General features: G+C 71.7%; 10 protein-coding genes. 2 read left to right on the top strand and 8 right to left on the bottom strand.

Annotation, left to right across the window (positions count from 1 at the left end):
• Positions 1-8: 8 nt before the first annotated feature.
• On the bottom strand, positions 9-1,034 hold the full coding sequence (locus EPAKOI_RS21825; protein ID WP_313838341.1) for a tripartite tricarboxylate transporter substrate binding protein: 1,026 nt from the start codon (positions 1,032-1,034) through the stop codon (positions 9-11).
• A 145-nt stretch (positions 1,035-1,179) separates the two neighbouring features.
• On the opposite strand from EPAKOI_RS21825, the gene EPAKOI_RS21820 reads away from it, so the two are divergent.
• Positions 1,180-2,169 (top strand): LysR substrate-binding domain-containing protein, encoded by a 990-nt coding sequence (locus EPAKOI_RS21820; protein ID WP_423193656.1) that lies wholly within the window; start codon positions 1,180-1,182, stop codon positions 2,167-2,169.
• Between the two features lie 9 nt (positions 2,170-2,178).
• Positions 2,179-3,444, top strand: coding sequence for an NAD(P)/FAD-dependent oxidoreductase (locus EPAKOI_RS21815; RefSeq protein ID WP_423193655.1), 1,266 nt, complete (start codon positions 2,179-2,181; stop codon positions 3,442-3,444).
• Positions 3,445-3,723: 279 nt separating this feature from the next.
• Here the strand turns inward: EPAKOI_RS21815 and EPAKOI_RS21810 are convergent, their stop codons facing one another.
• The 7 genes from EPAKOI_RS21810 to EPAKOI_RS21780 form a co-directional block, all read right to left on the bottom strand.
• A complete protein-coding gene (locus EPAKOI_RS21810) occupies positions 3,724-5,970 on the bottom strand; it encodes a molybdopterin-dependent oxidoreductase (RefSeq protein WP_423193654.1) in 2,247 nt (748 codons plus the stop codon).
• A gap of 4 nt (positions 5,971-5,974) precedes the next feature.
• Positions 5,975-6,934, bottom strand: a complete 960-nt coding sequence (locus EPAKOI_RS21805; RefSeq protein ID WP_313838331.1) for a tripartite tricarboxylate transporter substrate binding protein — start codon at positions 6,932-6,934, stop codon at positions 5,975-5,977.
• A gap of 241 nt (positions 6,935-7,175) precedes the next feature.
• Positions 7,176-8,207: a M14 family metallopeptidase gene (locus EPAKOI_RS21800; protein ID WP_423193653.1), complete on the bottom strand. Its 1,032-nt coding sequence runs from the start codon at positions 8,205-8,207 to the stop codon at positions 7,176-7,178.
• A complete protein-coding gene (gene metC / locus EPAKOI_RS21795; RefSeq protein WP_124686226.1) occupies positions 8,191-9,405 on the bottom strand; it encodes a cystathionine beta-lyase in 1,215 nt (404 codons plus the stop codon). The genes EPAKOI_RS21800 and metC overlap by 17 nt, the downstream gene beginning before the upstream one ends.
• Positions 9,406-9,456: 51 nt before the next feature.
• Complete coding sequence (locus EPAKOI_RS21790; RefSeq protein WP_124686227.1) at positions 9,457-10,461, bottom strand: Bug family tripartite tricarboxylate transporter substrate binding protein; 1,005 nt, start codon at positions 10,459-10,461, stop codon at positions 9,457-9,459.
• Positions 10,462-10,515: 54 nt separating this feature from the next.
• A complete protein-coding gene (locus EPAKOI_RS21785; RefSeq protein WP_423193652.1) occupies positions 10,516-12,129 on the bottom strand; it encodes a rhodanese-like domain-containing protein in 1,614 nt (537 codons plus the stop codon).
• A gap of 96 nt (positions 12,130-12,225) precedes the next feature.
• The gene (locus tag EPAKOI_RS21780) at positions 12,226-12,813 is read right to left on the bottom strand and encodes a hypothetical protein (RefSeq protein ID WP_423193651.1); all 588 of its coding nucleotides are present in this window, start codon (positions 12,811-12,813) and stop codon (positions 12,226-12,228) included.
• Between the last annotated feature and the right edge of the window lie 30 nt (positions 12,814-12,843).

The raw sequence follows: 12,843 nt of genomic DNA, 5'->3' as shown, positions 1-12,843 counted from the left end.
GATGCGGATCAGCTCTGCGCGAGCATGTCCTTGAGTTTCAGGCGCTGGATGAGCTGGGTCTCCTGGTCGTAGACCGCGGCGACGTACTTCTTGTATTCGGGACCGTCCAGGTACATGACCGGCGCGTCGATGCGCGACGCCACGGCCTTGAACTCGGCGCTGGCCACCGCCGCGCGGAATGCGTCGCGCAGCTTCTTCTCGACGTCGGGCGGCAGGCCCTTGGGCGCGCCGATGCCGTTGGGCGCCTCCACCACCACGTTGAAGCCCAGTTCCTTGAGCGTGGGCGTGTCCTTGAAGCGCGGCGTGCGCTGCTCGCCCCAGGTGGCCAGCAGGCGCAGCTTGCCCGCTTCCACGTGCGGCGCCCACGAGCTGGAATCGGCCAGCAGCTCCACCTGGTTCGCCAGCACGTCCTGCAGCGCCTGCGAGCCGCCCTTGTAGGCCACCGCGTTGAACCTGACGCCGGCGGCCAGCGCAAACTGTTCCATGCCGACGTGCGTGGCGCCGCCGATGCCGGCGTGCGCGTACGTCACGCGGCCCGGGTTGGCCTTGGCCTCGGCAATCACGTCGGCCAGCGTCCTGTAGCGCGAGTTGGCCGGCACGGCGATGCCAAAGGTCTGGCCCGACGTGCGCGCCAGGTAGGTCAGGTCGGTGCGCGGGTCAAGCTGCAGCATGCCGAGCTGCGAGAAGCGCGTGACCGAGATCGGGATCTGGCCGATCGTGTAGCCGTCCGGCGCGGCGCTGGCCAGCGCCTTGGTGCCGATCATGCCGGACGCGCCGGCGCGGTTTTCCACCACGATGGACTGCTTGAGCAACCCCGACGCCACCTGGCACAGCGCGCGCATCGACTGGTCCGCCGTGCCGCCCACGGGCCACGGGCAGATGAACTTGATGGGGCGGTCCGGATACTCGCTGGCGGCGCGCGCGATGCGCGGGCCCAGCAGGGCGGCCGTGCCGGTGGCGGCAACGGCGGTGGCGGCGGCGCTGCCCAGCAGCAGGCGGCGGCGCGAAAGGCTGGCGGGAAGGCCGTGTGTCATGGGGATTGTCTCCAACGCTGTTCTAGGTCGCGGACGGGCTGCGACGCCCATCCGCTCTGCCAGCGATTGTGGGCGCGGGCAACATAACCATCCAATAGAAAATTGGCATTGCTTCATAACCTGCCGGTTAGGTAGACTCGCCGCCATGGCCCATATCGACCGCGCCTTCCGTTCCAACATCAAGCTCAGGCACCTGCAACTGCTGGTGGCGCTGGACGAATTTCGCCACCTGGGCCGGACCGCCGAGTTCCTGTCGGTCAGCCAGCCGGCGGTGTCGAAGGTGCTGGCCGAGGTGGAGAAGATGCTGGGGCTGACGCTGTTCACGCGCTCCACGCGCGGCACCGAGCCCACGCCGGCCGGCGAATCGCTGGTGCGCTTTGCGCGCGCGGTGCTGGCCCAGTACGACGTGACGCGCGACGAGATCGAGGCCGTGGCCAGCGGCGCGGCTGGCCGCGTGCGCGTGGGGTCGATGGGCGCCACGCTGCCCGTGCTGCTGGCCCAGGCCGTGGCACGCCTGAAGGCGCAGTCGCCGCGCGCCACGGTGCTGGTGGAAGAGGGCGACCTGACGCACCTGCTGCCCCGGCTGCGGCTGTCGGAGCTGGACGTGATCGTCGGCCGGCTGGAACCGGCCTACGCGGCGCCGGACCTCGTCACCGAGGCGCTGTACGAGGAGCCGATGGTCGCCATCGTCGCGGCCGGCCACGCGCTGGCCGGCAAGGCGCGCCCGGGCTGGGCCGATGTGGCGCGCCAGCCGCTGGTGCTGCCGCCGCCGTGGGCGTCACTGCGCGTGAAGATCGAGCAGGCACTGCATCGGCACGGCCAGACGCTGCCGGCCGACATCATGGAATCGTCGTCGTACCTGGCCGTGACCACGTTCGTCGCGCAGCGCCAGGCGGTAGGATTCGTCGCCCGCGCCGTGGGCCGCCAGTTGCAGGCCGAGGGCCGTTTCCACGTGCTGGCGATGCCGGTGGAGGTAGACCTGCCGCCCGTGGGGCTGATCACGCTACGCGACCGCCGGCTGCCGCCGGCCGTATCCGATCTGGCCGCCTGCCTGCGTGAGGCGGCGCGCGACATCGAACGCGCCGGCGCCGCCGCGCCCCGGCCCCGAACCCGAAAGACCATCCGCGAGACCTGACAGGACGTCATGACAGAACACCCGAGACCCTCCCGCCGGACCGATGTGATCGTGCTGGGCGCCGGCATCGTCGGCGTCGCCACGGCGCTGGCGCTGCAGCAGCGCGGCCACGCGGTCTGCCTGGTGGATCGCAACGCGCCGGGGCGCGAGACCTCGTACGGCAATGCCGGCATCATCCAGCGCGAGGCGGTGCAGCCCTACGCGTTTCCGCGCGCCTGGCAGGCCATCCTGCGCGTGGCCGCGCGGCGCGGCAACGACGTGCACTACCACCTGCGGGCGCTGCCGTCGCTGGTGCCGGCGCTGGCGCGCTACTGGCACGCGTCGGCGCCGCAGCGCTACGCCGCCACGGTCAGCGCCTATGCCGCGCTGATCCGCCATTGCATCGACGAACACGCGCCGCTGGTCGAGCGCGCCGGCGCGCAGGACCTGATCCGCAAGACCGGCTGGTTCGAGGCGTACCGGACCCCGGCCGCGTTCGACGCCGCCGCGCGCGAGGCCGGCACGGTGGCCGCCGCGCACGAACTGCGCCATGCCATCCTGGACGGCGCCGCGCTGGCGCGCGAGGAACCGGCGCTGCAACGCACGCTGGCCGGCGCCGTGCACTGGCAGGACCCATGGACCGTCAGCGATCCGGGCGAACTGGTGGCGCGCTACGCGGCGCTGTTCGAGCGCGAGGGCGGCGTGCTGCTGCGCGGCGATGCCGACACGCTGCGCGCGTCGGGCAGCGGCTGGACCGTGCAGACCGCCGACGGCACCATCGACGCCGAACACGCCGTGATCGCGCTGGGCCCGTGGGCGGCCGGGCTGACGCAGCGGCTTGGCTACCGCCTGCCGCTGTTCGTCAAGCGTGGTTATCACCGCCACTATCGCGTGGCGTCCATGCCGGCCCGCCCGCTGCTCGACGCCGAGAACGGCATGCTGCTGGCGCCGATGCGGCAGGGGCTGCGGCTGACCACGGGCGCCGAGTTCGCCCACCACGACGCACCGCCGACGCCGGTGCAGTCCGCGCGCGCCGAACTGCTGGCGGCCGATCTGGTGCGGCTGGGCCCGCCCGTCGAAGCCACGCCGTGGATGGGCGCGCGGCCGTGCATCGCCGACATGCGGCCCGTGGTGGGCCGCGCGCCGCGCCACGCCAACCTGTGGTTCCACTTCGGCCACGGCCACCAGGGCCTGACGCTGGGCCCGGCCACGGCGCGCCTGCTGGCCGAGATGTTCGACCGCGACACGCCTTACGTCGACCCCGCGCCGTACGATCCGCGCCGCTTCGGCGGCTAGCGCCTGGCGCGGCGCGTGGCTGGCCCTGGCGCTTGTTTTTCCCCCTCTCCCCTCTGGGAGAGGGGTTAGGGGAGAGGGCCAGCGGTTCAACATGCCATGGTCGGCAAGCAGCACCGCCACGCCCTCTCCCCCGGCCCCTCTCCCGCGATGCGGGAGAGGGGAGCAAACACGCGGGTGGTGGCTGGCCCAGGCGCTTGTTTTTCCCCTCTCCCTCTGGGAGAGGGGGTTAGGGGTGAGGGCCTGCGATTCAAGATGCGATGGCCGGCGATCAGCCCCACTTTATCCCTCCCCCGATACCTCCACCAGGCAGCTCATCGCGTTCGGTCCTTGCGTCAGGTCCGACGTGCCGATGTCGAGCGTCAGCGTGTTGGCGGCGCCGGCGCGGTCCAGGCCGTCGGCGTCCGGGTTGTACCACGCCCCGGTGGCGATCATGGCCACGCCGCGCGTGATGCCGTCGCTGACGGCCAGCCCGGCGGCGATGGCGCCGCGGGTGTTGTGGACGCGTACGCGCATGCCGGGCGTCAGGCCGCGCGCGGCGGCGTCGGCGGGGTGCAGCGTGATGCGTTCCGCGCCGTCTACCTTGTTCGACTGGGCCAGCGGGGCCGCGTCGAGCTGGCTGTGCAGGCGGTCGGCCGGCTGCACCGAGACCAGATGCAGCGGATGGCGCTGCGCCTCGGGTGCGCCCAGCCATTCGGCTGGCGGCTGCCAGTTCGGATGGGTGCCGCAGTCGTCGGACAGCCGCCCCAGCGTGGCGCTGGACAGCTCGATGCGGCCGCTCGGCGTGCGCAGCGGATGGGCCAGCGGGTCGCGGCGGAAATCGTCGAACAGCACGAAGTCCTCGGCCGGCGGCGGCAGGGCGACATGGCCCGCGCGCCAGAACGTGTCGAAGTCGGGCAGGTCGATGCCGGCGCGCGCCTGTGCCTCGCGGCAGCGGGCGTAGATGGCCTCGATCCAGCCGGGCTCGTCGCGGCGCTCGGTGAATGCGTCGCGGTAGCCCAGCCGTTCGGCCAGTGCCGTGAAGATGTCGAGATCGCTGCGCGCCTGGTGCAGCGGCGCGATAGCGCGGTGCATCGCCAGCACATAGCGGTCGCGCGACGAGCCGCCGATATCGTTGCGTTCCAGCGCCGTGGTCACGGGCAGCACGATGTCGGCGTGGCGCGCGGTGGCCGTCCAGACGATGTCCTGCACGATCACCGTCTGCGGCCGCGCCCACGCCTGACGCAGCCGCGCGAGCTGCTGGTGGTGATGAAACGGGTTGCCGCCGGCCCAGTGCACGAGCTTCACGTCGGGATAGTGGCGCGTCTCGCCCTGGAAGCGGTACGGGGTGCCAGGATGCAACAGCATGTCGGCAAGCCGCGCGCACGGGATGTCCAGGTCCGCCGGATTGCGGCCCACCGGCATTTCGGGCCCCGGCGTGGCCACGCGCGGATTGCCCACGCCGTTCATCGACCCATGGCCGAAGCCGAACCCGCCGCCGGGCAGCCCGATCTGCCCGAGCATGGCCGCCAGCGCAATCGCCATCCAGTAGGGCTGCTCGCCGCGATGCTGGCGCTGCACGGCGAAGCTGCACGTGATGTAGCTGCGCCGGCCGGCCAGTTGCGCGGCCAGCCGTTCGATGCGCGCGGCCGGGATGCCGGTGATGGCGGCCGCCCACGCCGGCGTCTTGGGCGTGCCGTCGCTATCGCCCAGCAGGTAGGCTTCCAGCTCGGCCCAGCCGCTGCAATGCGACTGCAGGAACGCCGCGTCGTGCGCGTCGGCGCGGCGCAGCGCGTAGGCCAGCGCCAGCATCAGCGCCACGTCGGTGTTCGGGCGGATGGGGACCCATTCGGCGCCCAGGAAGTCCGGGCAGTCGTCGCGCGTGGGGCTGACGTTGATGACCGTGGCGCCGCTGGCGGCCAGCTTGCGCAGCCATTGCGCCTGCGTATGCTCAGCCGCGCCGCCGGACGATACCTGCCCGTTCTTGAGTGCCAGCCCGCCAAAGGCCAGGAACACCTCGGTATGGGCGATCAGGCTCGGCCATGCGGTCACGCGGCCGGTCAGCGGCTGGTAGGTGCCAATCACGTGCGGCAGCAGGAACTGCGCCGTGCCCCAGCTGTAGTTGCCGACCTGGTCGACGCAGCCGCCGCCGGTGAAGTGGAAGCGGCGGATCAGCGAGCGCGCGTGGTGCAGCCGTCCCGCCGACGACCAGCCGTACGATCCGCCGAACACGCCCGACGGCCCGTACGTGCCGCGCACGCGGGCGATCTCGCCGGCGACGAGGTCGAGCGCGTCGTCCCAGGACACTTCCACGAAATCGTCGCGGCCGCGCGCGTGGCCGTCGCTGGACTCGCGCCGTGCCAGCCAGCCGCGCCGCACCATCGGCGCGCGGATGCGCGTGGGCGAGTAGACCATCGGTACGATGGCGTCGAGCAGCGGCGACGGATCGGGGTCGGCGGCAAACGGCTCGCAAGCGATCAGCCGGCCGTCCTCGACCACGGCGGTGAAGGCGCCCCAGTGGGCCAGTTGCGGATAGCGGCGGACGGTCACGGTATCAGTCGCCCTGGATGCCGGCCTTGCGGATCAGGTCGCCCCACTTGGTGCGCTCGGTGGCTAGCAGCCGCGCGAACTGCTGCGGCGTGTCCGACGTGGCATCCATGCCTGATACCGCCAGCCGCTGGCGGATGTCCGGATCGGCCATGACCTTGACCAGCGCCTTGTTCAGCGTGGCAACCACGTCGGCGGGCGTGCCGGCCGGCGCCACCAGCCCGTACCAGTTGGTGACCTCGTAGCCGGGCACGCCGGCTTCCGCCACGGTCGGCACGCCCGGGAACTGGGCCGACCGCGTGGCCGTGGTCACGGCCAGCGCGCGCAGCTTGCCGGAAGCAATCAGCGGCTTGGCCGATGGGTCCGAGAACGTGATCGGCACCACGCCGCCCATCACGTCGGTCAGCGCCGGCGTGGTGCCCTTGTAGGGCACGTGCTGCATCTGCACGTGGGCCAGCATCTTGAACTGCTCGGCGGCGATCTGGCCGATGGTGCCGTTGCCGCCGGACGCGTACGAGAACCGGCCGTTGGCGCTGCGCACGGCGGCCAGCATGCCCTGCACGTCCTTGTACGGCGTGTCGGCGCCGGTGACCAGCACGTTGGGCATGGTCACCAGCACGCTCACTGGCGCGAAGTCTTTCTGCGGGTCGTAGTTGAGCTTGCGCAGGTTGGGCCAGATCGTGAACGACCCCGGCGTGGCGATGTAGAGCGTGTAACCGTCCGGCGCGGACTTGGCCACCATCTCGGTGGCGATCAGCCCGCCGGCGCCGGGCCGGTTGTCGATGATCACGTTGGCCTTGAGCTGGTCCGACAGCGCCGGGGCGATGGCCCGCGCCAGCGCATCGGCGCCGCCGCCGGGCGGAAAGCCCACGACCACGCGGATCGGCTTGGCCGGGTCGGGCCAGGCGGCGTGGGCCAGCGGGGAAAGCAGGGCGAGGGCCAGGAGGAGGGTGTGGCGGGGAAGCATGGTGAGGCTCCGAAGATCTTGTGTGAAACAGGGTAGGAGGTTGCGATGCCTGCCCTCTCCCCCGGCCCCTCTCCCGCGCGCGGGAGAGGGGAGACAACCGCGGGCTGTCCAGATGGCTTGGGTTTGCTCCGCGCTTCCGCGCGCGGGAGAGGGGAGACCACCACCAGCTGTCCAGATGGCTTTGGTTTGCTCCCCTCTCCCGCTTGCGGGAGAGGGGCTGGGGGAGAGGGCCGGCCGTCCGTCATGCGACGGCGCCGGAAGACAGCGACACCTGGTCCCACTCCCACGCCACGAACGCGAGCCGTTCGCCGGTGTGGACCACGGGGTCGCTGCGCAGGCCGATCAGCACGCCGTCGCGCGGGAACGCCCTGACGGGGGTGAGCGACGCGTCGAGCTTGAGCGTGTCGCCGATCGACTGGCCTTCGCGCAGCAGGTCGCCGGCGCGGGCGCCGGGGATGAACAGGCCGCCTTCGTCGGCGGTGATCCATCCGCGCCGCTTCACGCGCCGCAGCGACGTGGCGGCTGGCTGCGCCGGCTGGCCGGACAGGATGCCCATCTGCACGGCCAGCGTCTGGAAGCCGGTTTCGGCCACGGCGATGTTGTCGGGCTCGAAGCGGCTGCCGCTGCCCAGTTCGAGCATGAACGCGCAGACGCCGGCGGCCAGGCACTGGTAGTCGAGCGCGCCGGCGATGTTGCCGGGCAGCTCGCCCTTGCCGCCCACGTCCTGCTGGCAAGCCACGTGCGGATGGAATGGCGCCATGGCCGCCAGCACGTCGGCCTCGGTGACGGGGCTGTCCGGATGCACCTTGTAGACCGTGTAGGGCCGGGCATCGAACAGCGGGTTCATCGTGTGCAGGTTGATCAGCACGTCGGCCACGCCGCGCACTTCGGCGATCAGCGCGTGGGCCAGCCGTTCCGATACCAGGCCGCCCGCGTTGCCGGGATAGGTCTGGTCGAGGTCGAGTTCGTCGTACGGATTGCGCTTGCGGCGCGCGTCCAGCGCCTGCGGGTTGCCGGTGGGCGTGACCACCACGTTGCCGTGCATCGTGGCCGGGTCCAGGCCGCGGGCAAAGCGCAGCGCCGCCACCATGCCGTTGATCTCGTCGCCGTGCACCTGGCCGTGCAGCCAGAGCGTGCGGCCGGGATGGGCGCCGCGCACCGCCACGTACGGCAGCGTGACGGCCATGCCCGAGGCCATGGAGCCGACCGGTAGTTGGCCGTTGGTGCGGGCCGGGCCCGATTGCTGGCGCAGCCAGTCACCGATGATAGGCATGGGAAGTGTCCTTGTTGGAGGGTTCGAGCGTGGCGATGGCGGCGAACGCCTGGTCCAGGTCGGCCAGCAGGTCGGGCACCGCTTCGAGCCCGATGTGGAGCCGGATCACGGTGCCGTGGGCGGCCCAGTCCGTGACGCTGCGCGCGCGGCGCATGTCGGCCAGCACGGCCAGGCTTTCAAAGCCGCCCCACGACGCGCCGATGCCGAAGAGCCGCAGGCTGTCGACGAAACGCTCGGGCGCCACCGGGGCTGGCGAGCGCAGCGTGAACGAAAGCAGGCCGTTGGTGCCGTGGCAGTCGCGCCGCCACAGGGCGTGGCCCGGATCGTGCGGCAGCGCGGGGCAGAAGACCTGCGCCACCTCGGGCCGGTCCAGCAGCCAGCGCGCCACGTCGAGCGCGCCGGCCTGATGCTGCGCCAGCCGCGCGCCCAGCGAGCGGATGCCGCGCTGCACCAGGTAGGCGTCGTCGGGGCTCACGGTCATGCCGAAGGCGTCGGCCATGGCCGCCAGCGGCTGCCACGCGGCCTCGGTGGTGCAGACCGTGCCCATCATCACGTCCGAATGGCCGCCCAGGTACTTGGTGGCGGCCATCAGCGAGATATCGGCGCCCAGCGCCAGCGGCCGGTACAGCAGGCCGGAGCCCCACGTGTTGTCCGCCGCCACCAGTGCGCCGTGCGCATGGGCGCGGGCGGCCAGCGCGGGCAGGTCGCACATCTCGTAGACGAGCGATCCCGGCGCCTCCACGTAGACCAGCCGCGTCTCGGGCCGCAGCTTCGCGTCCAGGTCCGTGCCGTCGGCGGCGTAGAAGTCGGCGCCGATGCCGTGCTGGCGCAGGAACCCGTTGGCCAGGTTGCGCACGGGTTCGTAGACGCAGTCGGGCAGCAGCACGTGCTGGCCGGGGCGCACGTAGGCCAGGATCGTCATCGCCGCCGCGGCCAGCCCGGACGGGAACAGCCGCGTGCGGTGGCCGCCTTCCAGCATCGTCACCATGTCTTCGAGCGCGAAGTTGGTGGGATTGCCGCGCGCGCCGTAGGTGAACAGGCGCTCGGTGTCGCGCCGCGCGCGCATCTCGCGCTGCTGGGCGACCGATTCGAACAGGACGGTGCTGGCCCGCACCACGGGCGGGTTCACCGGCTGGCCGCCGGGCACGCTGGCGGTGCGTCCGGCGTGGGCCAGGCGGGTGGAGAGCGCTTTGGTCATGGCTTGCCTGTGGGTTGGCGGAAGGTGTGTGGGGTTTTGCAAGGCGCGTGCCTAGTCGACATGCGCGCCGGACAGCCGCACGATCTGCGACCACCGCGCGATGTCCTGCCTGAGCTGCGCGGCGAATGCCTCGGGCGTGTTGGCCACCACGTCGCTGCCGCCGTCGTTGATGGTCTTGACCACGTCGGGCATCTGCAGCACCTGCACGATGGCGCGGTTCAGCAGCGCCACGCGTTCGGGCGACGTGCCGGCCGGCACGAAGAAGCCGTACCAGTCCTCGAAGCGTGCATTGCGGTAGCCCATTTCCTCAAGCGTGGGCACCTTGGCGAATACCCCTAGCCGGCGCGGGCTGGTGACGGCCAGCGCACGCATGCGGCCGGCCTGGATGAAGCTGGCCACCGACGACGTCGACGTGATCAGTACATCCACCTGTCCGCCCAGCAGGTCGTTGATGGCCGGGCCCGCGCCCTTGTACGGCACGTGCTGCAGCGACACGCTGCTGTCCTTGTCCAGCACCACGCCCACCAGGTGCGACAGCGTGCCGTTGCCCGGCGTGGCGAACGTGATCTTGTTCGGCTGCGCCCTGGCCTGCGTGGCCAGTTCCTCGAACGTCTTCCACGGCGCGTTGGCCGACACCACGATGGCCAGCGGCGCGGCGTTGATCTGCGTGACCGGGATGAACTGCTTGACCGGGTCGAAGCCCGGCGCGCGGTAGAGCGTCGGGTTGACGGCCATGATCGACACCTGCGAGGTCAGCACGGTGTAGCCATCGGGCTTGGCCTCGGCCACGTAGCGCGTGCCGATGTTGCCGCCGGCGCCGCCGCGGTTGTCGGTCACCGCGCTCTGGCCCAGCACCTGCGACAGCCGCGTGGCCACCACGCGCGTCACGGCGTCGTTGCCGCCGCCGGCCGGGAACGGCGACACGATACGAAGCGGCTGCGCCGGAAATCCGTTGACGGGCGCCAGCGGCTGCTGCGCCAGCGCGGCGGCGCAGAGCGTGACGGTGCAGGCGGCAACCAGGTACTGCGACAGACGGCGGGTGATCGGACGGGACATGGGGCGACCTCGTTATGCGTTGGGCAGGTGTTGGGGGTCAGGTTCGGATGGCGGTCAGGCAGCGGGCGGGAAGCGGAACGTCGCCAGCTCCTGGGCGTCGAGCTGGGCGATCAGGCCCGTTTCCCACGCCAGGTACTGGCGCGCGGCGGCCTTGTTGCCGTCGTGCCGGTCGTGGACGAAGAACAGGTAGTCGATGCAGCGCGCGTCGGGCAGCGTGTCGGCGCCGTGCCGCACGGGCAGGCCGGCGGCGCGCCACGCGCCCAGGCCGCCCTGCAGCCGGCGCACGTCGCGGTAGCCCAGCGCCAGCAGGTCGGCGGCGGCCAGGTCGGCCGGATCGTCGGCATCGGCATCGCCCACCAGCACGAGCGTGGTGTCGTGCGGCACGCCGTGCAGGTCCTGCGCAAGCCGCGCCCGCGTGGACCAGCGCGCGCCGTCGACGTGGCCGGCGCGATAGGCCATGCTGCCGCGCAGATCGAGCGCCAGCATCGCCTGCGCCGCCATGCCGGCCGACAGTTGCGCACTGGTCACGGTCGGCAGCGCGGTGACTTCGGGCGCCGGGCCGTGCGGCGCGCGCACGCCCGCGGCCAGGCCGGCGTCGAGCCCGCCGTCCAGCACCACGGCGTCATGGCCCATCTGGCGCAGCCAGCTGGCGACGACGGGCGCGCGCACCGCGTCGGCATCGAACAGCACCAGCCGGGCGCGGCGCACGCCGACGTACTGGTCGGTGGCCTGCATCAACTGGCCCCCCGGCGTGTGCTGGGCGCCGGGCAGCGTGCGCGCGGCGTATTCCTCGGCCGTGCGGACGTCGCACAGGAACGTCGTGCGCGTCGCGTCGGCCAGCCAGCCGATGGCCTGTTCGGGCGCGATCATCGGCACGCCAAAGCGTTCGGCCAGGGCCCGGGCGGCCGTGCGGGCCGCATCGGCGCCAGCGGGCGCGCCGGTGTCCGGGTAGCGCGCCGTGCCGCCGTGTTCGAGCACGAAATCGTTCAGGTACCAGCCCTGGGTGCCGTTTTCCAGCGCGTAGACCGGGTTGGGCACGCCGAAGTTGATCAGCGACTGGGCGCCGATGATGCTGCGCGTGCGGCCGGCGCAGTTGATGACGACCGGCGTGGTGGTGTCCGGCACCAGATCGCGCAGCCGGTAGGCCAGCTCGCCGTTCGGGCAGCAGATGGCGCCGGGGATGTTCATCTTGCGGAATTCGCTGGCGGGGCGGCCGTCCAGCACCACGGGCGGCCGCGCGCCGGCACGCATGGCCGCCAGCTCCTGCGCCGACACGCGCGGGGTGTGGTAGTGGTGCTCGGCCAGTTCGCCGAACGTCTTCGACGGCACGTTCACGCCCGCGAACAGCGTGTAGCCGGCCGCCTGCCAGGCCGGCATGCCGCCGTCGAGCACGTGCAGGTTGCGGTAGCCCAGCCGGGCCAGCGCGGCGGCGGCACGCGCGGCCACGCCGTCGCCGTCGTCGGCCAGCACGATGCGGGCGTCGGTGCGGGGCGCCAGGCGGCCCACGTCCAGCTCCAGCCGGCTGTACGGCAGCGGCACCGCGTAGAACGGATGGCCCTCGCCATACTGGCCGTGCTCGCGGACGTCGAACAGCGCGATTTCGTCGGGGTCGTGCAGCCAGCCCTTGAGCGTGGGGGCGTCGACGGGTCGATAGATGGCCTGGGTCATGAATTTTGGGCAAAAGGGGGCCGTCCTCGCGCGCGGGGCGCGAAGTGGCGGCGGGATTCTCGGGAGTCGGGGCGCGGCGGCCCCGTCAGGCTATGTCTAGCGGCGGGTCTGCACGCCCACGTTCATGACCTGGCAGCGGCCGGTCTCAAGGTCGAACGACAGCCGTTCGGTTAGCGTTTCGAGCGAGCGGCCGTACATGTGCAGGTGGCGGATGACGTCGTCGCCCCGGATCTCGACCGAATGGATGTCGTCGGGCAGCAGCGCGATGCCGTGGCGCGGCCCCACTTCCACGGTCCGCTCGTGCGCGAGCGTGCCCACGCCGGGCTGGCTGCCATCGTCGGTGCGGGTGTAGACGTCGTTGAACTCCACGCCGCTCACGCCCGCCACGCAGGCCCAGGTGGTGTGGTTGTGCGGCGGGATGCGCTTGCCCGGCCGCATCACGTTCAGGTAGAGCGCGTAGGTCTGGTCCGGATCCTCGGCGATCAGGTAGCGCGCCTGGCGCTCGGTGGCCTCGGGCGGCGGGTAGTCGGCCTCGTTCCAGAAATCGGTGCGGGCGGCCAGGTCTTCCACCAGGGTCAGCACCTGGGCCAGGCTGGCGCGGGTCACGCCGCCGTTGTCTACGATGTTTCTAATGGATTCGATCGTTTCGCCGACGGCCGACTGACGCTGTTCTGCGATGGACATGGTGCGGTCTATCCTTGCAATCTCTGTTTT

Origin of the sequence: Cupriavidus sp. H18C2 (genome assembly GCF_049393795.1) — a bacterium.
Taxonomy (GTDB): Bacteria; Pseudomonadota; Gammaproteobacteria; order Burkholderiales; family Burkholderiaceae; genus Cupriavidus; species Cupriavidus pauculus_C.
The sequence above is the reverse complement of the archived record's forward strand: the minus strand, read 5'-3'. Positions and strand labels throughout refer to the sequence as shown.